This window comes from Chitinophaga niabensis (genome assembly GCF_900129465.1).
Taxonomy (GTDB): Bacteria; Bacteroidota; Bacteroidia; order Chitinophagales; family Chitinophagaceae; genus Chitinophaga; species Chitinophaga niabensis.
In genome coordinates this window covers 1,493,840-1,516,877 of record NZ_FSRA01000001.1, presented here as the reverse complement: position 1 = coordinate 1,516,877, position 23,038 = coordinate 1,493,840, and the positions used below count along the sequence as shown (strand labels likewise).

The window sequence follows — 23,038 nt, the reverse complement described above, 5'->3', positions numbered from 1 at the left end:
ACGGTTTAGTCCTGGTTCGGCTGCCTGGCAATCTTGGGATTGTTGGACAGGATGTCGTTGTTAATGTTAGAATAGTAATTACCAAAGCGGAAGCGGTTTGCACCGGTCACCACCGGCGATCTTTGCATCCTGTATACCCATTTGCCATGATTGGGATTGCCCGGATTGTGCAGCTTATAGGACCATAAAGACCAGGGCTGCGTATTTCTTTGCATGGCGGTACCAATATTATTGAGCAGATCTGCCTGGGACATTGCCTGGCCGTCCCAGATAATGTGTGCCTTTCTCCAGCGTTTATTATCGAATAGTATATGCCCTTCAAAAGCCAGCTCTGCGCGGCGTTCATGCATGATCCGTGCCAGCGTGATATCTCCTGCTGCCAGGGGAATAATGAGGCCTGCACGTGCGCGCACCTGGTTCATATAACCGGCAGCAATACCTGTTTGCCCCAGCTCAAAAGCTGCTTCTGCAGCGTTCAGCAATACTTCTGCATAACGGTAACGCACAAATGGCACTTCACTGCCCGTTCCCCTGGAACCGGAACCGATGGCCGGATCAATATATTTGCGGATATAGAAACCGGATTGTGCGGTAAACTCCATACCATTGATAGGCCCGTCGTACCCTATTACCTGCACAGGTGTTGTAGTGCCAGGCAAGGTTTTGAACTGGCCCCGCTGATCGCCGGTAACAATACTGCCGTCTGCCAGGATATAACCGGCCCAGATATCTACTGCCCTGCCTTTAAAGCTGGTGCCGGGCAGCATTACAGTTCCCGCCAGGCGGGCATCACGGCCGGCAAAGATGTCCTGCTGGTTGGTGTAATAGATAGGATTACCTCCGGCATCGGTTACCAGCAGTGGGCCAAATGTATTATCCAGCTTTTCGAAGGAATGCACGAGGTTCAGGGATGGATTGGTACGGCCGCCTTCCTCTTCTTCCGCGCCAAACCTTGGCTGGTTGGCAGTTGTAAAGCCATGTACCTTTCCGCTCTTCAGCTTGAAGTCTTCCATAAAGATCGTTTCGGGGTTATTACCTTTATCAAAGAAGATGGAGGCAAAATTCTCTCCGAGGTCCTGTTTCTTTTGATACAGGCCATAAGCCCCTGCAGTTCCTCCCATCAGTTCCTGGGCGGCCTGCAATGCTTTGGTATAATAGGCATTGGCCTGTTCAGCAGGGATCCCTACTTCTCCGCCAGGCAAGCTCAGTTGCGGCGTATTTACATTATACCTGGCGATAGAGCCGGCATATAATGCAGCACGTGTAAGCATGGCAAGTGCGGCTCCTCTTGAGGCCCTTGATTTTACATTTACATCTGCAGGCAGGTCTGCTTTGATAGCCTCCGCTTCACTGATCACAAAATCGTACATCTCTGATTCTTTGGCGCGCGGATGTTGCAAATAGGTAGCATCACCCTTATAGTCATATTGCATGGATTCCAGGATCAGCGGAACACCACCCATTCTCTTTGTCATTTCAAAATAATGATATGCACGCAGGAAACGGGCCTCTGCCAGGAAACGTTTTTTGTTTGCTTCAGACAAGGCTGTTGCGGCATTACATCTTTCAATGAAAAGGTTCAGCTGGCGGATGTAACCATAATCCCAATTAGACCAATCCCCATATCCCCAGTCAGTACGTTCAACAATATTTTTATTCCCATTGGCTGAGGGGAAGGCTTCCCCGAAATCAGCCATTGTTACCCAATTTTTAATGGTGGCAATATCCAGCTGGCGGTTATACAGGTTAGCCAGGATAGACAATACAATTGCCGGATCAGAAAAAGCCTGCTCATTACTGAGGATAGATGTTGGCAGTACATTCAGGAATTCGCTTTCCTTTTTGCAGCCGCCTGAACCCAGCAGGGTGGCGGTGAGTATCGTAACGGATAATATCTTTCTCATGATGATAGTAATAAGTTTTCGTTAAAAGGACAGGTTCACGCCGAAGTTGATCACTTTATTCTGCGGGTATTGCAGCCCGTTCGTATCATTCACCTCCGGATCAATATCGTATTCCTTAACATTGTCTATTGAGAACAGGTTGAAGGTGTTCACATAGAAACGTGCTCTTTGCATCTTTGCACGGCTCACCAGCGAAACAGGGATCGTGTACCCCAGCTCTATTGTCCTTGCCCTTATATAAGTGATATTATGCGCCCAGAAAGAAGATGGGCGGGTATTGCTGTGACCGCCTTCGTTGTAACGGATGGCGGGATATTTACCCGGTATCCAGGCGCTGTTCCGGTCAAACGGATCTGCACGGTGCCAGCGGTCTAAAAATATCTTGCTCACGTTGCCATCATTCTGAAACGGGTTCTTCAGCTCATTTTCCTGGAACCAGGTGTATTGTGTAGCGCCGGAGAAATCAGCTGTGAAATCAAATCCTTTCCAGCTGGCCCCAAACTGAAGGCCAATGCTGACATTCGGTTGTGAGCCGGTAGCCCATCCTATCGGGCGCCGGTCATTGTCTGTGATCCTGCCATCGCCATCTATATCTTTAAAGATCAGGTCTCCGGGCAGTAATGTTCTGTTGCCCTGCCCGTCGATATTCACAGGATAACTATTGATCTGCTCCTGGGAAGTGAACTGCCCGATGTTTTCAAATCCAAATACAAAACCCCGTAACCGGTTCAGGTCAGAAGTGTAATATTGATCTACGGAGTTAAAGAAAACACGCCTGTAAGCGGTGAGGAACCTTTCGCGGGAATAAGAAATGTTACCGCCTAACCTGTATTTCACTTCGCCTGCATTTCCGTTATACCCGAGAGAAAATTCATGTCCAAAACGGGCATCGCTGTTGAGGTTTTCATTTGGCAGGCTATAACCAAGCTCTGATGGTATCAGCCGGTCTATTTTTGTATCACGTAACCCGGTGCGTTTCCTGTAGAAGTAATCATAGGTACCGGAAAGCTTACCATTAAACAAGCTGAAATCAAACCCCACGTCAAACATGGAGCTTTTCAGCCAGGTAATATTGGTAAAGGGCACTCCCCTGTCCTCAGCCCCGATCACAGGTACACCGTCTAATATGGACATACCTACGTTGTAGTTATACCCTCCTACATATGAAAAGGCAGCCAGGCCAAGTGCATCGCCATCATCCCCCAATATTCCGTAAGAACCACGGAACTTCAGGTCTGAAAGCACTTTACTATTGCCGAGCAGGTTTTTCGCGAAAGGCTCTTCTGTGATCCTCCAACCAGCAGACACACTGGGGAAATAACCGATCCGGTAACCAGGTGCAAAGAGATAGGAAGCATCTCTGCGCATGATACCTTCCAGGAAATATTTGTTCCCGTAATTATAGTTTATCCTGGCGGCAATACCAGTTCTGGCCTGCCTTGTGTCAATATCAGTATAAGTATCCGATGTGGCAAAATAGATCAGTGGCAACAGGTTGGAAGTAGGTACTGCATGGATCCAGTTTTCCAGGTTCTGGCTCTGCAAACGTTCAGATACGATCATGGCAGATATACTGTGTTTTCCAAAATCGCGGTCGTAAGACAGTCTTATCTGTGAAGTCTGATTGATCACTTTACGTTGCCTCCGCTCTCTCCAGGGATTAATACTTCCCCCTGTTCTTGTATACTTTTCATCAACAGGATTATAAGTATACGTGTCATAGGTGTATTCGTGGTTATTAAGCAGCTGATCAGCCAGGTAATAGGAATACAAACCTGTAAGCTTAAGCCCTTTTATGCCCGGTATATCCCATTCTCCATCCAGGTTGATCTGCATTACACGCCAGTCTTCTTTATACCTGCCTGCATATTTATAATTGAGGTATCCCCAGTTGGTTTCATTATGTTTGATATCATTCAGGTAGTTGGGGTTATCATTGGCATAAGGTCTTTCCAGGGGAGTGTTCCGGATAATGGCAAAACGCGCCTGCCAGTAGTCATCTCCTGTTGGTACGCCGGGGTTCTCCCTTGTTTCTATCCTGCCATTCACGTTGGCGCCTACCTTTAATCCGTTGGCCACTTTAGCGGAAACATTGGATTGAATGTTAGTCCTGGTAAATTTATATTCTCTTCCCAATACGGAATTCTGGAAAGTACGCGTAGCAGAAACATAATAGGTTACGTTTTCCGTTCCTCCTGTGAAGTTGAGGTTATATACATTCAGTGGCGCATTGCCTTTTACGATAAAATCCCTCCAGTTAAAGCTCTGATAGCCATAATCCGTTCCGGTCTTGTATTTCTCCAGCTCTGCGGGAGTAATATTGGTGGTAATGGGATTAGCGCCTACGGGCAGTACCTTGTTCATTTCCGCTTCTGCCTTAAGGCTCATGTAATCATATGAATTAGTCAGTGGATTGATAAAGCGCGTCCAGTTCTGCATACCGGTACTGGCATCCAGGTTAATGGAACTGCGTGTTCCGGCACGTCCTCTCTTTGTTTGCACCACTACTACCCCGTTTGCTGCACGTACTCCGTAGATCGCGGCGGCTGCGTCTTTCAGGAAAGAAATGCTTTCAATATCGTTAGCGGCGATATTGTTGAACTGACCGGCATCCTGCTGTACGCCATCAATAACATATAAAGGGTTACCCAGGTTACGGATCTGTATATTGGCAGATGCGCCGGGGCGGCCATCCGGCATCCGGAAGGATACACCGGGGACCTTACCTGCCAATGTGGAGCTGGTAGTTGAACCACCGCGCACATTACCAATGTCTGCGGCAGAGATGGTAGCGATGGCATTGGTGAGGGATTTACGCTTGGTAGCGCCATATCCCACTATCACCACATCCGTAAGGTCTGTAGCGGATGTGTTTAATGTAACCTGGATATTTGTTCTGTCTCCTATTGCTATTTCCTGTGTCTTAAATCCAACCATAGTGAATACCAGTACTGCCCCGGCTTTCACATTCAAAGTATAATTGCCTTCCGGCGTAGATAAAGTACCGTTCCGTGTCCCTTTTTCATACACGGTTACGTTGGGCAGCGCACTGCCTGTGCTGTCTTTTACAGTACCCGAAACCCTGACCGGGCCGGTCTGTGCAAGAACAGGTGAAGAGAATACCAGTAACAGCAAGAGTATACTGCTACGAAGCGGGTTGAGGAAAACCTTGTGTGTAGTGTTGTTCATAAGTGAAACTGATTTTGGTGATTAGCGGAAGCAATAGCCCTCCGGTTAAGCCGTTCGTGGAAACGCTCATCAAATAGTCAGATTAAAACTTCAGGAATCATTGTTAATCCCTCATTACGTGGATATCGATTTTTCTTAGCATGATACAAAAGGATAGTACCCAGCCAATCCTTTCTCTATCATGGATTCTGGTTTGTGTATATATCAGTTCATTAACGTTATTCAAAGAAATAAAAATCATTTCAGAAGCATTAGCCGATTTATTTCATTTTTTAGCCAAAACGTAACATTATTGTTCGCAACAGATTATATTTGAGCAGCGCAAATAAATCAGCCACGTTGAAATTCAAGCACCTGTTATTCTTATTGGCCGTTCTTCTGACAAGCGAATACAGTAAGGCCCAGCAATATTACTTCCGGCATTACCAGGTAGAGAATGGTCTCTCTCACAACACTGTGTTCAATGTGTTGCAGGACCATCGTGGTTTTATATGGATGGGAACAAAAGACGGCCTGAACCGTTTTGACGGGCATGTATGGAAAGTGTTCCGCCATGTGGAAACTGATCCCAGCAGCATAGCCAGCAATTTCGTGTATACCCTGCGGGAAGATAATAAAGGACAGATGTGGGTGGGTACCGGCAGAGGTTATCAGAAATACAATGCCTCCACCGTAAGCTTTGAATACGATACGGCAGCCATCCCTCCCACCGCTTCCAGGCTTACCGCAGATGCCCGGGGTATATTATGGTATATCAGCGGGAGAAAACTATACCGCTATGATCATGCACGGGATATCACCCGGAATTACACCCCTCCGATAGATGTGAACAGTGTAGACGTGTTCCATGTCACCAACAGTAATATCCTCTGGATCGCTTTATATAATGGAGACCTGTTCAGGTTCGATCCTGCCACAGGGGCACTGAAGAAATATGACGTTTATAAGCATTCCCCCAAAGCAGGCACAAGAGACATCAATGCCCTGTACGCCGCTCATGATGGCAGGATCCTCATAGGCACATCCGCACAGGGGCTGAAAATACTGGATGAGCAAACGGACACCTATGAAGATGTTGTAACCAGCAATCCTAATAATGTTAGTCTTTATGTGCGGGACATTATCCATAATACCGGCGATGAATACTGGATCGCTTCCGAATCCGGCATTTATATCTACAACCTGCTTACAAAGCGGATCACTAACCTGCGCAAAGAATATAACAACCCTTATTCCATTACGGACAATGCCGTGTATTGCCTTCGCAGGGACCAGGAAGGCGGCATATGGGCAGGCACCTATTTTGGTGGTATGAACTATTATCCCAAACAATACACCTACTTCCAGAAATACTTCCCGGACAATAGTAATAATACGATCGGCGGTAATGCCGTAAGGGAGATCTGCGAAGATAGGTACGGCAACCTTTGGGTGGGTACCGAAGATAACGGGGTGAGCAAAATAGAACTGGCCACCGGTAAGATCACCCATCTTAAACCCGGCAAAATATCCCATACCAATGTGCACGGACTGCTGGCCATTGACAATGAACTATGGGTAGGCACCTGGGATAAAGGCGTGGATGTGATAGATATTCCCAGCGGCAAACTGATCAATCACTTTGAGTCAGGGCCCAACACTTTCTCCAATAATTTCATTGTAGCATTTTTTAAAACAAGCACAGGTGATATACTGGTAGGCACAGGCCGTGATCTCGTGAAATACAACAGGGCCGCCAATAACTTCTCAAACATAGATGAAGTGCCCTTCAGTAATAAACGCAGTATTGCGGAAGACAAGGAAGGCACTATATGGATAGCCACTTCAGACAGGGGTTTATTTTATTATAATCCGCGTACCGGCCAAAAAGGGAATTACCAGTATGATGAAAAAGATTCTACTTCCCTTGCCGGTAATAGTGTGAATAGCGTAATGGTGGATGCGGACCAGAACATCTGGGCCAGCACAGAAGGCCAGGGTGTTTGCAAGCTCAACCCGGATAAAAAAACCTTCTCCCGTTACACCACCCGCAACGGATTACCCAGTGATTATATCTTCAGGGTATTGCAGGATAATAGTGGCAATATGTGGATCACCACGTCAAGAGGCCTGGTGTGCATGAACCCTGCCACTAAAGAGGTAAAGGTGTTCACGAGCATCAACGGCATCCTGAACGACCAGTTTAATTATAATTCCGGTTACAAGGATAAGAACGGGAAGATGTATATAGGCAGTGTAAAAGGGATGATCAGTTTTAACCCGGATACCTTTATTAAAGATACTTTCGTTGCACCTGTTTATATCACCGGGTTTAATGTAAAGAACAAGGCCATTACACTGGAAGATAAAAAGGCGATCATGCTGGCAAAGCGGGTGATACTGCCCCATGATGAAGCTTCCTTTAGTATAGACTTTGCAGCGCTTAGCTTTACGGCACCGGAAACCATCTCCTACGCCTATAAGATGGAGGGGCTGGATAAAGAATGGACCCACCTGGAAACTAACAGGGTTGTTTATTTTACAGACCTGAAGCCGGGCAGGTACAAGTTCCTGGTCACCACCACAGACAACAACAATAAACGGGGAGAGCATCCTGCCGAACTTGAAATAGAGATCCAGCCGCCTTTCTGGGCAACTTCCTGGGCTTACCTCCTCTATGCCTTGCTCCTGGTATCCGGTTGTTATTATTTCATCAACCGTTACCATATCCGCCAGACCCTGAAGCATAAGCGAAAGCTGGAAGAACTGCAGCATAAAAAAGAGAAAGAGCTTTACCAGGCTAAAGTTGATTTCCTTACGAATGTAGCGCATGAGATCAATACCCCTTTAACACTGATCAAAGGGCCATTGGAACAGGTGATTGAAAACCCGGAGGAGATCATCGCCAACAGGAACCATCTGCAGGTAATGGAACGGAACACCAACCGGCTGGTGCAGCTCACCAATCAGCTGCTGGACTTCCGGCAGACAGAATCCACCGGCTTCAGCCTGTATTTCTCCAGGCTGAATATCACGGAGGTACTGGAGGATACTTATGAGAACTTTAAGATCCCCGCCGCACAGAAGAAACTGCAATACCAGCTCACCGTACCAGACCAGGCGGTGTTTGCCTTTGCGGATGAAGAAGGCCTCAACAAGATCTTCAGTAACCTTTTCAGCAATGCCGTTAAATATGCCGATAAGCTCATAAAGATCCAGCTATGGGGTGTTGAAAACGGCATGATCACACTGGAAGTTTCCAACGACGGTAACCTGATCCCTGATGAAATGAAAGAAAAGATATTTGCACCCTTTGTACGGCTGAAAAATAATGAGAAACAGAAAGGTACGGGCATCGGGTTATCCATTTGCCGTTCCCTCACTACGCTGCATAAAGGAGAATTATATGTGGCTGACCGGAACGATGGCCTGAACACATTTGTACTTACTATCCCGGGCATTACCGAAAACCACTAAAGAAACGCTATGCAACCTGTTATTTTATTAGTTGATGATAATGAAGAGATCATAGAATTCGTTTCTTCGATCCTGCAGGCAGAATACACGATCCTTTCTGCAGAAAACGGAGAAGAGGCTATAGCTAAACTGCATGGAGAAATGGTGGACCTTGTGATCAGTGATGTGATGATGCCCGTAATGGATGGTTTTGAGCTTTGTAAACGCATTAAGACGGCCTTTGAGATCAGTCATATACCCGTGATCCTTTTGACGGCTAAAAACACCTTACAATCAAAAATAGAGGGATTGGAGATCGGGGCAGACGCCTATATTGAAAAACCTTTCTCCCCTGCTTACCTGAAGGTACAGATCGCTAACCTGCTCAGCAACCGGCATAAAGTGCGGCAATATTTTGCCAATACGCCGCTTGTGCATATTAATACCATTGCACATACCCGCGAGGATGAGGCTTTCCTGGAAAAGATCTACAACTGCATCCTGGAAGAGATAGAAAATACAGAACTGGATGTGGAGCATCTCTGCAAATACGTGAACATGAGCAGGATCAGTTTATACAGGAAGATCAAAGCAATATCCGATCTTACCCCGCATGAACTGATCAATATCACAAGGCTGAAGAAAGCAGCGGAACTATTATCCACCCAGCAATACAAGATCTACGAAGTGGCGATGATGACGGGCTACAAATCACAAACGCACTTTGGGAAGAACTTCATAAAACAATTTGGCGTAAGCCCCAGCCAGTACATCCTGCAAAAGAAATAAAAAAGGCCCCCGGTACAATGGGGGCCTTTTATCATTTAAACGTATACAGGTACAGCGAGTAATCCTGCTGAATACCCGTATGGCCCAATTGCCGTAACATGGCGGTGATATTGCCGCGGTGGTACGTGCCATGGTTCACTACATTCTGCACAATATCTCCATAGCGGAAATCCATTCCCCAATAGAAGACAGTGCTGTTCATGTCCTGCGTTTCCACAAAGGCCAGGTATTTAGCCTGCACCCCTGCGAGCAGCGCCTCTATTTCTTCGAGGCTGCATCCTTTCGTGGCTTCCACCAGTTTATCTATACGTTCTTTTGAAGGCTGGTAATCCGGTGTGGCCAACACTTCAAACCATCCTGTATCAACGATATACATATGCACCAGCGTATCGAAGACAGATGGGAATACACTCTGCACCGGTTGAAAGATCAGCCCGTCCGGCAGACCTTTCAGGTGCATGAACATCCTGCCGTTAGCCCAGTTGTTGTAACGGCATAGCTTTGCTGAATTAAGATCCATGCGGAAAATAATTAGATACTACAATAAATAAGTTATGATATAAAGCGCCGGGACGCTTTGCAGGATAGGCTTTTAAAAAGCCTGCCGGATGTGTTTGCAGCTGGTCATATTACACTTCCTTTTCTTTCGGGTACACCTGCAAGATAATATAAATTCAAAGTATATTTAATTATCTTTAGTCATTATGAAATCCCAAATGGTGGCTTTATACCAATTAGCTGAATCAGGCAATACCTATTTACCGCCTTCCCACAACCTGCCGCTTTCTTATACAGAGCAGATCAGAATTGCGGAACCGGCACATTTCAGTGTGTTCCGGCTCGATGAATATCCCGGCAACCAGGCGTATGAGGCAAACAGGAGCGATCTGTACAAGATAATGCTGCTCACCAAAGGGCGCAGCCAGTTTCACTATCATGAGCAGCCCTTCCATGCTGTTGCGGATTGCCTCCTTTTCCTGAAACCGGTGGAGATCACTTCATGGAAGAATACTACGGCAGAACAGGAAGGTTATTACTGCATCTTCAATCCTTCCTTCTTTGCTTTTAATGCAATGCACCTCAAAACCTTACAGGATAATATGCTGTTCAATGATCCGGTACTCCGCCTGGGTCCGGCACAGGCAGCTATCTTCCGTGATCTTTTTATTAAACTGCACCAGGAATTCAATAATATCCTTCAATATAACACAGAGATGCTGCGGTTATACCTGCACATTATGCTGATAGAAGCTGGCAGGGCCTATGATCACCAGGCAGCACAATTAAAAGCATCTTCGGAGGCCGCCCGAATGGCAGAACGTTTTCAGCAATTACTGGAAGAAGAGGTGGCTAAAGTGATGCAGGGGCAGGTACTACGCATGAAAACAGTAAAGCAGCTGGCAGATCAGCTGGCAGTACACCCTGCTTACCTGAACACCTGTGTTAAAAGTATCACCGGAAAAACGCCCGGGGAGTTTATAAAGAGCAGGCTCAGGCACGAGGCATTGCAGAGCCAGGCCGTACATTAATGCTGTTTCAGTTTCCCTTCCCGCAGGGAAAACTTATAGAATTCCTCTACTTTAGTACGCGCCCAGGGCGTTTTACGTAAGAATTTCAGGCTGGATTGAACTGAAGGATTGCTGATAAAGCAGTTGATACGGACCTGATACCCCAGTTCTGCCCATCCATAGCTCTCCGCAAGTTGTGTAACGATCATTTCGAGCGTGATCCCGTGTAGAGGGTCTTTGGACGTTTGCATGCCGCAAAGTTAATTATACTCTTGGAACACAGAAAGAAAACTCAGCACCTTCTCCGGGTGCAGTTTTCACCTCTAATATCCCGCCATTACGCACAATAAATTCCTTGCAGAGCTGCAATCCCAAACCGGTTCCCTTTTCTTCTTCCGTACCCTCTGTAGAATAGAAGCTGTTCTCTGAGAGGAGCCTTTCCACTTCCTGCGGATGCATGCCAATGCCATTATCCTGTACATACAGCTCCACTGTTTTAGCAGCAGTTCTGCATCCAACCAGGATCATCCCTCCTTTGGGTGTGAACTTGATAGCATTATCCAGCAGGTTGCGGACGATCAGGTTCAGCTGGTTGAAATCAGCCAATACCACTATGCCTTCGGGAATATCTGCTTTCAGGTGAATGTTCTTTTGATCCGTAGAATACCAGTAGGTTTCTATGATCTGCAATATGAAGGGATATAATATGATCTTCTGTGGCCGCGTTTCTATGCGGTTCATCTGGGAAAGGGACCAGTTGAGCATATTGTTCATGGTGCCCGTAATGTGTTTGATGTTCTGCCTTACTGTGAGGGAAAAATCCTGTATCTCCCCGGCAGACAAGGCTTTCAGCTCCACCAGGTCCAGCAGGCCAGACAGGTTGTTGAGCGGTTTTCTCAGGTCATGCGAAATAATACCCAGCATTTTATCTTTTACATGATTGCTCTCTTTCAGTTGTTTGGTCCTTTCCGTTACTTCTTTTTCCACCTCTGCAAGCATGGCCTCCTGCATCGCGATCTTTTCTCTCTTCATTTCTGTATAATGGCTGCCAAGTGCTAAGGAGAGCAGGCTCATTTCAACAGCAGAGGCAATGGGCAGGATGTAAAAGGTCCAGAAACTGAATGGCAGGAAAGGCAGTAATCCTGTATTGGCAGTAGCAAACAACATCATACTCACCAGCAATACGCTCCAGGCAGCTAAAAAATACCGGGCAGGCCTGTAACGCTGCTTCAGGGCTTTAATTGCCATATAGATAAAAGCAAAAGGCAGCAGAAAACTACAAAGCTCCAGGATCTTGATGGCCCCCGGCCTGTATCCGGCCAGGTTGAAAATAACCGGTATCCACAACAGCCCGATGAGTACGAATAAAGCTTTCCTTAACCTGGGCGCATGCTTTTTCCCGTCCAGGAAAGAAACGGAAAACAGGATGGCGAACATATAGGTTACCGCTACAAAACTGATCCCGTTCATGTTGATGAAATAGGATAATTTTTGCCCCAGGAATACGTGAAACCCGCGCAGGTAAAACAATACAAAGCCTACAAAACAGATCAGGTAGCAGAGATAATACAGGTAATTGCGGGTGCCCAGGCTGATAAACAGGAAAAGATTGTACGCGAATAAAGCCAGTACAACTCCCGCATATACCAGTTCTATCACAAACAAACCCATAAAGGAACGCTGTAAGCCCTCCGGGGTTGTTAAGGCCAAAGGGATGATCACCGCGTTACCGGAACGGACGCGTACCCAAAACTCTTTTGGCTGGCCGTTGGAAGCCGGCAATTCAAAGCTAAAACCGGGTACCCGGAAGCGTTTATTCTTAAGCGGTAAATGGCTGCCGGAAACGATCGTTTTAAGCCGCCCGCTATCAAAGTAATACAGGAAAATGCTGTCTATATTCGCGAACTCCGCAACCAGGTAAGTCCTTTCTTTACTACTGTAAGTGGCATGGATCCAAATGGCAGCATTGGTAATGCCATAGCTGCGCATATCATGCTCATATGGTTGAAAATTGGGCTGGAATGCAGGCTGTATCACGTCGTTCAGCGTAAGCCGGGCATCCTTATCCATGTACCAGCCACACAGCCTGCCTATCCTTTGGTAGGAATGTTGGGTTGACAGCTTTACTACAGATGCAGCAGAAGACTGAACTGCGAATAGGACTGTAAAAATTACATATGACAGTATGATTCTCAAACCGGGGATATAAATATAAAAGCGTAGGATGAATATACAATTAATATTTGTCCTGAAAGCCTTACCAGTAAATAACAAGCAGGTTGATGTGACACAATTTTGTTTGTGTGCAATACCCCTAATTCCCCAACCACTAAGAAATGCGATGCTATTTTAATAATTTTAGCCCATAAAAGACTGGAAATTGACCAAACCGATACTTGTTATAAAATTTGGAACGGCATCCATTACCCATGAGAACGGAGAGCTGGATGAAAGCGTAATAGCCGCCATTGCAGAGCAGGTGGCTGCTGTGCATGCGGATTACAATGTAGTGCTGGTGTCCTCCGGGGCAGTGGCAGCCGGCAAAAAGCACCTGAAGGCTTACAATGGCACCATCAGTGAACGGAAAGCTGCGGCAGCCATTGGTAACCCGGTATTATTGAACCGGTATTCCCATTACTTCTCGGCTTATGGTATTGCCATTGCCCAAAGTCTCTGTGAACGGCAGCATTTCTCTAACAGGAACCAGTTCCTGCAATTAAAGAAAACCTACGAAGAGTTGTGGGCCAGCGGCATTATCCCCATTGCGAATGAAAACGATGTGGTGAGTGATGTAGAGCTGAAATTCTCAGACAATGATGAGCTGGCCACCCTTATTGCTGTAGGCTTTGGGGCTTCCCTCCTGCTTTTCAGCACGTCTGTAGCGGGTGTGCTGGACAAGGAAGGGAAAATAGTGCCGCAGATCGATGAAATAGACGAAGCTGCCTTTGCGCTGGCAGACAGGAAGAAGTCTTCCCTGGGCCTGGGCGGCATGGTATCCAAACTCACATTTGCACGCCTGGCCACCCGGATGGGTATTGGCGTGGTGATCTTTGGCATCAGCACACCTCATGGTATTTCCCTGGCCATAGAAGGGAAAACAGGTACCCGTTGCCTGGCACAGACCCGCAGTAATATGCCGGCCCGGAAGAAATGGCTGGCCAGCGGCAGCCTGGTTACAGGCCGCCTGCAGGTGGATGCCGGGGCAGAACAGGCGCTGAAGAAACGGCGCAGCCTGTTGGCTGTTGGCGTGATCGGCGTATTGGAGAAGTTTGAATGCGGTGAAGTGTTTGAAATTGTGGATGAAAATGAGCAGGTAATAGCCGTAGCCAGGGCCAAGGTATCCTCAGAGGTACTGGCCTCCGGGAATAAAGCGCAGAATATAGAAGTGGCGCATGCAGACGACATCGTTTTGTTATAAAAGAATTGAAAGACATGGGATCGATCTTACCATTACTGGAACAGGCACAGAATGCCACCCGTTCCATCAAAGCCCTGGCGGACGAAGGAAAACAGCAATTGCTGCGTAACCTGGCGGCCAGGTTATTGTTACATGCAGACGACATCATCCGCGAAAACAGGAAAGACCTGGATAAGATGCCGGACGCAGACCCCAAGAAGGACCGTTTATTACTCAATAAAGAACGTATTGCAAGCCTCGCCGCGAGCCTGGAGGATATTGCCCTCCTGCCCGACCCTGCCAACCAGGTGCTTTCCGAAAAGAAACTGGAGAATGGATTACTGGTGCGCAAACTCACAGTTCCCCTGGGTGTGGTGGGTGTTATCTATGAATCCCGCCCCAATGTAACGGTAGACGTGGCTGCTTTATGCCTCCGCTCCGGAAATGCCTGTGTGTTAAGAGGTGGTACCGATGCTTTTCATACCAACCAATGCCTGGTTGCCCTTATTAAGGAAACCCTGCAGGAATCCGGCACAGATCCAAACGCAGTACAATTGATGCCAACGGACCGTGACCTCATCAATGAGATGCTAACGGCTGTGAAATATATAGACATCCTGATCCCCCGCGGTTCCCAGCAACTGATAGACTTTGTAAGGGAGAACTCCCGTGTTCCCGTAATAGAAACCGGCGCCGGGGTTTGCCATACTTATGTGGAAAGCACGGCAGACCTGGATAAAGCCAGCAGGATCGTTACCAATGCCAAAGTATCCCGGCCTTCTGTATGTAACGCATTGGATACAGTATTGGTAGATGCAGCTGTAGCGGCACCTTTCCTCTCCTTACTGGCCCCTTCCCTGGAAGCCTATCATGTAGAGATCTTTGCGGATGAAACCGCTTACGGCATTTTAAAAGCCGGTGGATATCCCCAACTGGTGGCTGCGCAGCCGGAAGATTTCGGGCGCGAGTTCCTGGACTTTAAATGTTCGGTGAAAGTGGTAAAAGACGCAGAAGAAGCTTTAGAACATATCCGCCGGTATTCCTCCAAACACTCCGAAGCGATCATCTCCAACAATACCGCTTTGAGCGACAGGTTCCTGCGGGAAGTGGATGCAGCTGCAGTATACGTGAACGCCTCTACGCGGTTCACAGATGGTGGTGTATTCGGGCTGGGTGCAGAGATCGGTATTTCCACACAAAAATTACATGCACGCGGGCCTTTTGCCTTAGAGAAACTTGTAACAGAGAAATGGGTAGTTTATGGTGATGGCCAGGTAAGATAAAAACAAAAACCTCCCCGGGTTTACCAGGGAGGTTTTATTCGACGCCTCGCGTCACAGTTTTCTTTTGTGGAGCAACCCGGTTAGGCGATACCAACCGAAGGTTTCCACGAATATCCTGTAGATTGCATGAATACCTCCTTTTTATTTGATGAACATTAAATTTACGGGAATTAATTCAAAAGCTTTGTTAAACTATATATGATTGATTTGCGTTATGCAAGATCAAAAAGTACAACTTATTCCTGTAATTGTCCATTGCTCACCGATTGTTACTGCACTACTTTTACATCATTCTCCAATCAAAAGATATTTAGTGACAGTTGTAGGTTAACAATCGGGGGCCGTTTTCTATCGGCCCCTTTTTTATTGCAGTTTCGTTACTACCAGATCATCATAATAAATATAACCTTCCGTGGGAGACATCCAGTAACTCTGGCTGCCACCGCGGAAAGTATGGAAAGACATGTTCCTGATCAGCCGTTGCGCATCGTTCGTGGTCCAGCGCATTGCCCTGTCAAGCACAGTAGTGCCGTTGATGATGATCCTTGCGCGGCCATTGGTGCTGGAGCCGGTATTACTCTTGGCATACATGGTTACGCTGTAGGTAGTGCCTTTGCTCAGGCTGCCGGAAGAAGGATAAGATACCCCGAAATTATCGCCATACTGGCCAGCCTGATCGCGGTGGTACACATAAGGGTGGAAGTAGATCCGGCCGTTGTTGTTATACCACATCAACCTTAAGCTGCCACCATTGCCATCCGTTCCGGGATCACCACCGGTATTACCTTCTCCTATCAGGAAACCGAAACCTACCTTACCGCCCCGGCTCCAGTCGAACGCACTGTGGAAACGGATGGTGAAAGATAACTGGTATTCAGATCCATCGGAAATATCCGTGTTGCTGATCAGGCCACCAGCACCGGAAAGCGCATTAGGCAACAGCGTTACACGAAGATTACCGTTAGAGATCATGGTGCGGGAAGCATTCCACCCGCTTACGTTGCCAAAATCCGCAGCCGCCTGTGCCTGCGTGTATTGGTTACCGTGTGTGTAACTGTTCCAGTTCTCAGAGAAAGAACTGTTGATAGCGGCGATACCTGCCGCGGCAGAAACCTTATCATCCAGTTGTACAGGAGTGGTTCCTTCTTCCGCTGCTGGTTTGGAACAGGCTGTCATCAAAAGACAGATGGATACGATGCATGTACCCGTAATGCGCATTTTTTTCATAGTTTGTTTTCATTAACGTGATTAAAAAAGAAAAGCGATCAATAAGTAAATTTCTCCCAGCCGCCAATGGTGGGGCGGGTACAGGTCATAGCCTGCGCGCCGTTTTCGCTGGATATATAAAGTCCGTTATTTCCTCTTAAAGAAAAGGTACCATCCGTGTTGGATATCCAGTCGAATTTCTCCCAGTCGCCAATAGTAGCCCTGCTACAGGTTATAGCACTTACACCGTTCTCTGAGGATACATATTTGTTCATGCTCCTTAAAGCCACCTTGCCACCGCCGGCATCCACTACTGTAAACTGTTCCCAGGCCTGTGCTGTAGCGCGGGTACATCGCATGGCCTGTGTACCGTTCTCTCCGCTGGCAAAAAGGTTATTATTTCCCCTGATAGCAATGGTAGCTCCAATAGGTGCAGTGTTAGGTGTACTGGTGATGTTGTACACCCGCACATAATCCACCAGCATGGAAGCAGGCAATGCATTGTCGTTAATATTCTGCCCTGGCAGGTTACCACCTACCGCTACGTTCAGGATAATGAAGAAGTTCTTGTGAAATTCATCTGTGCCGTTGATGTTATTCAGGATGTTCGCCGTGTGAAATTGCACACCATCCACATACCATCGGATAGAACTGGCGTCCCATTCTACCGCATACAAATGATAATTAGTGGGAGAAGTAGTGGTATTGCCACCATAATAGGTATAAGCTGTATTAAACCAGTGAATGGTGCCCAGCACAGTATTACCTGTGTTCACATGCTCCATGATGTCTATTTCCCCGCATTTGGGCCAGCCCACATTAGGCTCTCCGATATTGGTGCCCAGCATCCAGAAGGCAGGCCATAAACCCTGCACGGCCGGTAGTTTAATGCTGGCTTCTATGCGCCCGTATTTCTGCGAGAATTTCCCATTGGTGTTGATACGGCCGGAGGTATAAGGTTTTCCGCCCACGCTTTGCTTGCGGGCAGTGATCACCAGGTTACCATTGCTGACGCTAACATTTGAGGTTTGATAATACTGTTGTTCATTGTTTACGTTCAGGTTGCCGTTCTCGTAGTTCCATTTGGCTGTATTCAGGCTGGTGCCATCAAATTCATCTGACCATACCAGCTGTAATGCCTGGGCAGATACGGCAGCTTGTTTGTTGTTCAGCCGGATGGATTCTTTTTTGGTGTCTTTTTTACACCCTGCTGCAAACAGGAAGGTTACCAGCATAGCAGTAGCTGGTAAAAATAAGGAGTGAAGTCTCATAGTTTTTCTTTAACGTGTGAATTAATCCGGGTTTAGTGCTCTGCTCCTTTCTCCCCGGGTGCGGAAAGGGCCGTAAGAACGTGGATAATATACCTGGGTAACGGGGTCAAATATCCAGAATAATTACAGCAAGCGGTATTTCAACAGTACGTCAATTCTACGTCAGCATTTTCTATCTACCTGTAAATCAATCCGTGTTTATTACGCCACGTCTACTTCAACCTGTTTTCTTTATTTTTAGTGAAACGTTATGAATGAAAAGCCTTGTATTGTTTGTGCTGCCCATGCTGATGGCAGCCATTACCCAGGCGCGTCAACTGATCGGCGCCCCATCTATACTTCATTACACTAAACAGCAATATGCCGGAGGCGGCCAGACCTGGGATATGGACATGGACCGGCATGGTATCCTTTACTTTGCCAATAATGAAGGGCTGTTAACTTTTAACGGCCAGAACTGGAAGGTACTTCCGGTACCTAATCACACCAATTTACGCTCGGTAAGGGTAGGTAAAGATGGCCGCATCTATACCGGCGCGCAGGATGATTTCGGATATTACCTGCCGGATGAGAACGGCCTGCTGCGGTACACCTCTCTTAAACCACTGATCCCTTCCGGGGAAAGGGAGTTTGCAGATATCTGGAATATTGTGTGTTATAACGATGCAGTTTTCTTCCGCAGTAATAACAAGATCTTTTCTTATAAGGACAATGCCATACGTGTATATCCCGCCCCGGGAGAATGGCGTTTGCTCTGCAATACACCGCATGGTTTATATGCCCAGGATGCACGGGAGGGACTGATGAAATTTGTTTCCGATAACTGGCGCGTGGTGGCTCCTGCTATGGCTTCCCAAAAGCTACTGATTACCGCCGTGCTGGAAGGAAAGCAGGATACACTTCTTGTATTCACACTTAAGAACGGGATTTTTAAATTATACAACCAGCAGCTTTTCCCTTTCAATACCCCGGTGAACGAAGCCCTGCAAACAGACCGCATCTACTGCGCTAAAGAATGGGATAATGATCAGTTGCTGCTGGGTACTGCGGAAGGAGGTTGTTACATCCTGCATAAAAACACGGGCGCACTCATCCAAAAGTTCGGCATCCGGGAAGGCCTTCAGCACAACAGCGTGCGGAGGATCTTTGCAGATAACGGCCGGAACATCTGGCTGGCCCTGGATAATGGTATAGACATGATCCGGTATAATTCCGCTATCAAACAGATACATCCGGACCAGCATCAGTACCTGACCACTTACGCCGCCAGGGTATTCAACAGGCAATTATACATCGGCACTTCAGACGGGCTCTTTGTTACCCCGCTGCAGGAGCATACTGACCTTAGCTTCCAGGATAATCAATTCCAAAAAGTAGCACATACCAACGGGCAGGTATGGAGCCTGGCCACTGTGGGAGAAGATCTCTTAATGACCCATCATGAAGGCGCTTTCCGTATCAACGGCCCTGCCGCTTATCCCCTTTTTAAAGGAACCGGTTGCTGGTTATTCCTGCCACAGCAGGCACGTACGCTGATCGGTTGCTATAATGGGCTGCGTACCATGGGTGCAGCGCTTTCACCTGTCCGGCAGGTGAACCTGCTGTTTGAATCGCTTCGCTTTCTTACGGCAGAACAGGATAGTGTGATTTGGGCTTCGCATCCTTACCGGGGTGTTTACAGGATCGTACTGGAAAGGGATACTACACTGCGGTATACCCTGTACACACAGCAGCAGGGGCTTCCTTCCAGCTATAACAACTTTGTATTCCGGGTCCGCGGAAGAATGGTGGTGGCTACGTCTTCCGGCATTTATGAATTTGATCCTATTCAACAGCGTTTTGTTCCATCTGCCTGGTTGTTTCCCATTCTTGGTAATACCGCTGTTCAATACCTGGCAGAAGATGCTACGGGTAATATCTGGTTCGTATCCGGGAAAATGCCGGGTGTGGTAGACTTTCATCAGCCTTCCCTGCAAAAGCCATACAGCATTGTACATTTCCCCGAATTAAAAGGGATGATCGTCAGCGGATTTGAATGCATCTACCCGTACAACGAAGAGAATATTTTCATTGGCGGTGAAAAAGGAATGTATCATATCAATTACAAAAAATACAAACAACCCAAAGGCAGTCCCACTGTAATGATCAGCCAGGTGAACGCGCGGGACAGCCTGTTGTTCAGCGGATATCTGCCAGCTTCCGCAGCTATGCTTAAAAAACTGCCAAATGCATTTGCCAGTTTTCATTTTGAATATGCCGCACCCTCTTTCGGGAATAACATGGAGTTTAGTTACAAACTGGAAGGCTTTGATGGAGATTGGAGTGAATGGTCTGCCCGTACAGAGAAAGATTATACAAACCTGCCTCATGGGAAGTACGCCTTCTCCGTAAAGGCCAGGGATAATTTAGGGAATATATCAAAGGCTGCCAGTTATGCTTTCCAGATCTTGCCTGCATGGCATCAGACAACGCTGGCAAAAAGCATAGCTGTGTTGCTGGGATTGGTACTGATCTGGTGCTGCTACAGGTTGTTTGTGGCCCAGCAGCAAAGACATAAGAAGGAACAGGCCCGCCTGATCCTGCATCACGAATATGAAAAGGAACGTTTACAGAATGATAAGCTGGCAGCGGACATCCAGTTCAAGAATAAAGAACTGGCCATTACTACTATGCACCTGGTGCAAAGAGGCAAACTACTCTTCAACATAAAAGAAGAATTGTTACAGACCATTCAGAAGATCACACCTTCTCCCCTGCCTTCTTTCAAAAAAGTATTACGCCTGTTTGACGAAGCGGAAGAGAATACAGAAGACTGGGAACAATTCTCCCGGCATTTTGATGAAGTGCATAATAATTTCCTGTCTATCCTTAAAAAGCGCTGCAGTGACCTGAGTACAACGGATATGAAACTCTGCGCTTATCTGCGCATCAATCTCACAACGAAAGAGATAGCACAATCCATGGGAATATCTGTGAGAGGTGTGGAAACGAGCCGTTACCGGTTAAGGAAGAAACTGGAAGTACCTGCAGATGTTTCTTTGTATGATTTCCTGTTGTCGGTGCAGGGCGTATGAGGGATTTTCCGGTAAGGTAGATGCCCTTACATCTTCTGCAGCAGCATGTTATTTTTCATGGTTCCATTATTTCAGGAACAAGTCAGGCAGGTTGTAATGGGGGGACTTTGTTTTAAGGGTCGGATATTGTTTGTTCAGAGGGTCAAAATCCGGTTTAATCGGGCGTTTTTCCCGTAGTAATCCCGTATCATTCCCGTATCAATCCCGTATCAATCCCGTAGCCATCCCGTATCAAGGTGGGGTACCTGTCATTTTGGCGCCATATTGCCACTATAGAAATCAAATGGAGCCCGTCATCACAACGAGCTCCATTCTTCTTTATAGTCAACCAATATACCCAGGGTTATTGCATCCAGTACACTTTCTTCTGCACCTGCTGTGTAGGATTCTCTCCATTCGTAGCCTTCTGCCAGTTCTCATGGTTATTCACGTTCTCATCATCAGGATAAGGCAGTTTATTCACCACGGAAGGATTATAAGTAGGGTCCTTAGGCGTTAAACCCGTTCTCCGCACGGTAGCCCAGGATTCTGCCGGCTGGAACATCGTAGCCAGCCAGGATTGTGTGGCGATCTTCTTCAACGCATCTGCGTCGTTGGCACCATTATACAGCACGGCCGGATTAGTAAGGAATGCCGTCATTTGACCTGCCGTAGGCGCAACCGGCCTTGCAGGTGCCCAGGTTGGAGAAAGCTGGGTATAAGCATACCAGAAGTTCACAGAGGCGGTGATCCCCGCTTCATACTCAGCTTTGGCTTTTGCTATATCCTTGGCAACACCCATTCCGCGTTGATAGATCTCTGCTTTCAGGAAATGTACATCTGCTTCTGTAATGATGAGTATGGGATAGAACACCCTGTCGTATGCCATCAGGTAATTCACGCAGGCGAATTTATTGGCGGGATCGCTGCCGATAGCTTTCCTTTCTGTACCCACATCATAAGGGCGGCCACCTTCAGGCTGAGAACCGTTCTGGGGCTGTGGCACCCATTGGTCCGCGTTATTGGTCATAAAGTAAACATAACAGCGCGGATCAAAGATACCGGAGCCGTTTGTTGCATTGGTGGAAGACATTTGCTGCCATACATTGCTACTCATGCGGATGTTGGAAATGGATAACTCACGGTAGGAATCCCACTTGCTGTCCAGCGCACCCAGTGTTTGCCCGGCCACGGTTACACGGCTGGGCCATAATCCGAAATTATCCAGGTACAGGCTGGTGAGGTTTTGATTAGCCGGCAAGGGTTTGTTGCCGCCGATAATATCCGTAATGATCGCATCCGCTATGGCTTTTTCCTTAGCGTACAACCTTACTGCATATCTTAAACGCAAGGCATTCGCGAACTTTTTCCAGGCAGTGAAATCACTGTTCAGGAAAGACTCTGAAGAACCCAGGTTCACCTGGCCGGTTTCTGTTCCCAATCCATCGGCAGCAGCCTTCAGGTCTGCCAGCACGCTTTTGTAAACCTCCGGTTGTGCATCGTAAGGCGGGCGGAAATAGGTGTTCCCTTCTTTTGCCAATGAAGCCTGGCTGTATGGAATGTCTCCATAATAATCCAGCATGCGAAGGGTTTTGTTGGCCATCAGTACGCTGGCCATGTATTTGATGTTATTGAAGGATTGCGGATTAGCCTGTTCTCCGATCTTTCTCAGAATGGTTTTGTAAACGAGCAGATCAGGATAGTACTGGCTCCAGTATGTTACGCTATAGTTCAGGTAAGGCGCTACCGTATTCTGATAGGCCTGCTGATTAGTGATGGGATACAATAAGCTCACATTCAGTGCATCATCCCCGTATTTACCCAGTGAAGATACAAGGCCATTGAACAGACCGGATATGGATGCCGTGTTTTCACTGGCATCTTTGTATGGCGTATTGATCTCTTCAAACCCTTTCTCACATGCACCTGCGCCACATAATGCCCCGCAGACCAGTAAACTGTATATTGATTTTTTTATGATCTTCATGATTCAACAGTTTTTA

14 protein-coding genes are annotated in these 23,038 nt (G+C 47.2%); 6 read left to right on the top strand and 8 right to left on the bottom strand.

Annotated features, from left to right (window positions below):
• Window positions 1-5: 5 nt before the first annotated feature.
• Window positions 6-1,904 carry a RagB/SusD family nutrient uptake outer membrane protein gene (locus BUR42_RS05645; RefSeq protein WP_074238292.1) on the bottom strand — a complete coding sequence of 633 codons (1,899 nt, stop codon included), beginning with the start codon at window positions 1,902-1,904 and terminating at the stop codon, window positions 6-8.
• 21 nt (window positions 1,905-1,925) lie between these two features.
• Window positions 1,926-5,093: a SusC/RagA family TonB-linked outer membrane protein gene (locus BUR42_RS05640; protein ID WP_074238291.1), complete on the bottom strand. Its 3,168-nt coding sequence runs from the start codon at window positions 5,091-5,093 to the stop codon at window positions 1,926-1,928.
• Window positions 5,094-5,432: 339 nt separating this feature from the next.
• Here BUR42_RS05640 and BUR42_RS05635 point away from each other — a divergent pair, with 339 nt between their 5' ends.
• Together BUR42_RS05635 and BUR42_RS29350 are read left to right on the top strand one after the other, a co-directional pair.
• Entirely contained in the window at window positions 5,433-8,549 is a 3,117-nt protein-coding gene (locus BUR42_RS05635; protein WP_143197349.1) for a ligand-binding sensor domain-containing protein, read from the top strand.
• A gap of 9 nt (window positions 8,550-8,558) precedes the next feature.
• Window positions 8,559-9,317, top strand: a complete 759-nt coding sequence (locus BUR42_RS29350) for a response regulator transcription factor (protein WP_084185419.1) — start codon at window positions 8,559-8,561, stop codon at window positions 9,315-9,317.
• Window positions 9,318-9,348: 31 nt separating this feature from the next.
• Here BUR42_RS29350 and BUR42_RS05630 read toward each other — a convergent pair whose 3' ends face one another.
• Window positions 9,349-9,837, bottom strand: a complete 489-nt coding sequence (locus tag BUR42_RS05630) for a DinB family protein (protein WP_084185418.1) — start codon at window positions 9,835-9,837, stop codon at window positions 9,349-9,351.
• Window positions 9,838-10,021: 184 nt separating this feature from the next.
• Here BUR42_RS05630 and BUR42_RS05625 point away from each other — a divergent pair, with 184 nt between their 5' ends.
• Window positions 10,022-10,846: an AraC family transcriptional regulator gene (locus BUR42_RS05625; RefSeq protein ID WP_143197348.1), complete on the top strand. Its 825-nt coding sequence runs from the start codon at window positions 10,022-10,024 to the stop codon at window positions 10,844-10,846.
• On the opposite strand, the gene BUR42_RS05620 is transcribed toward BUR42_RS05625, so the two are convergent.
• Both BUR42_RS05620 and BUR42_RS05615 read right to left on the bottom strand, forming a co-directional pair.
• On the bottom strand, window positions 10,843-11,076 hold the full coding sequence (locus BUR42_RS05620; protein ID WP_074238289.1) for a VF530 family protein: 234 nt from the start codon (window positions 11,074-11,076) through the stop codon (window positions 10,843-10,845). The genes BUR42_RS05625 and BUR42_RS05620 overlap by 4 nt on opposite strands.
• A 13-nt stretch (window positions 11,077-11,089) precedes the next feature.
• Window positions 11,090-13,021, bottom strand: coding sequence for a sensor histidine kinase (locus BUR42_RS05615; protein ID WP_143197347.1), 1,932 nt, complete (start codon window positions 13,019-13,021; stop codon window positions 11,090-11,092).
• Between the two features lie 184 nt (window positions 13,022-13,205).
• Here BUR42_RS05615 and proB point away from each other — a divergent pair, with 184 nt between their 5' ends.
• Together proB and BUR42_RS05605 are read left to right on the top strand one after the other, a co-directional pair.
• On the top strand, window positions 13,206-14,243 hold the full coding sequence (gene proB / locus BUR42_RS05610) for a glutamate 5-kinase (protein ID WP_074238287.1): 1,038 nt from the start codon (window positions 13,206-13,208) through the stop codon (window positions 14,241-14,243).
• 14 nt (window positions 14,244-14,257) lie between these two features.
• On the top strand, window positions 14,258-15,505 hold the full coding sequence (locus BUR42_RS05605) for a glutamate-5-semialdehyde dehydrogenase (protein WP_074238286.1): 1,248 nt from the start codon (window positions 14,258-14,260) through the stop codon (window positions 15,503-15,505).
• A gap of 363 nt (window positions 15,506-15,868) precedes the next feature.
• Here BUR42_RS05605 and BUR42_RS05600 read toward each other — a convergent pair whose 3' ends face one another.
• Complete coding sequence (locus BUR42_RS05600; protein WP_074238285.1) at window positions 15,869-16,732, bottom strand: polysaccharide lyase; 864 nt, start codon at window positions 16,730-16,732, stop codon at window positions 15,869-15,871.
• 38 nt (window positions 16,733-16,770) lie between these two features.
• Entirely contained in the window at window positions 16,771-17,982 is a 1,212-nt protein-coding gene (locus BUR42_RS05595; protein WP_074238284.1) for a family 16 glycosylhydrolase, read from the bottom strand.
• 254 nt (window positions 17,983-18,236) lie between these two features.
• Here BUR42_RS05595 and BUR42_RS05590 point away from each other — a divergent pair, with 254 nt between their 5' ends.
• A complete protein-coding gene (locus BUR42_RS05590) occupies window positions 18,237-21,056 on the top strand; it encodes a triple tyrosine motif-containing protein (RefSeq protein WP_074238283.1) in 2,820 nt (939 codons plus the stop codon).
• Window positions 21,057-21,399: 343 nt separating this feature from the next.
• On the opposite strand, the gene BUR42_RS05585 is transcribed toward BUR42_RS05590, so the two are convergent.
• Window positions 21,400-23,022, bottom strand: coding sequence for a SusD/RagB family nutrient-binding outer membrane lipoprotein (locus BUR42_RS05585; protein WP_074238282.1), 1,623 nt, complete (start codon window positions 23,020-23,022; stop codon window positions 21,400-21,402).
• Window positions 23,023-23,038 lie beyond the last annotated feature (16 nt).

Bases quoted from the DNA above. Each gene is read 5' to 3' on its own strand.
- BUR42_RS29350 (WP_084185419.1), top strand. From the start codon at position 8,559: ATGCAACCTGTTATTTTATTAGTTGATGATAATGAAGAGATCATAGAA.
- BUR42_RS05640 (WP_074238291.1), bottom strand. From the start codon at position 5,093: ATGAACAACACTACACACAAGGTTTTCCTCAACCCGCTTCGTAGCAGT.
- BUR42_RS05600 (WP_074238285.1), bottom strand. From the start codon at position 16,732: ATGAAAAAAATGCGCATTACGGGTACATGCATCGTATCCATCTGTCTT.
- BUR42_RS05590 (WP_074238283.1), top strand. From the start codon at position 18,237: ATGAAAAGCCTTGTATTGTTTGTGCTGCCCATGCTGATGGCAGCCATT.
- BUR42_RS05585 (WP_074238282.1), bottom strand. From the start codon at position 23,022: ATGAAGATCATAAAAAAATCAATATACAGTTTACTGGTCTGCGGGGCA.
- BUR42_RS05620 (WP_074238289.1), bottom strand. From the start codon at position 11,076: ATGCAAACGTCCAAAGACCCTCTACACGGGATCACGCTCGAAATGATC.
- BUR42_RS05625 (WP_143197348.1), top strand. From the start codon at position 10,022: ATGAAATCCCAAATGGTGGCTTTATACCAATTAGCTGAATCAGGCAAT.
- BUR42_RS05630 (WP_084185418.1), bottom strand. From the start codon at position 9,837: ATGGATCTTAATTCAGCAAAGCTATGCCGTTACAACAACTGGGCTAAC.
- BUR42_RS05605 (WP_074238286.1), top strand. From the start codon at position 14,258: ATGGGATCGATCTTACCATTACTGGAACAGGCACAGAATGCCACCCGT.
- BUR42_RS05595 (WP_074238284.1), bottom strand. From the start codon at position 17,982: ATGAGACTTCACTCCTTATTTTTACCAGCTACTGCTATGCTGGTAACC.
- BUR42_RS05645 (WP_074238292.1), bottom strand. From the start codon at position 1,904: ATGAGAAAGATATTATCCGTTACGATACTCACCGCCACCCTGCTGGGT.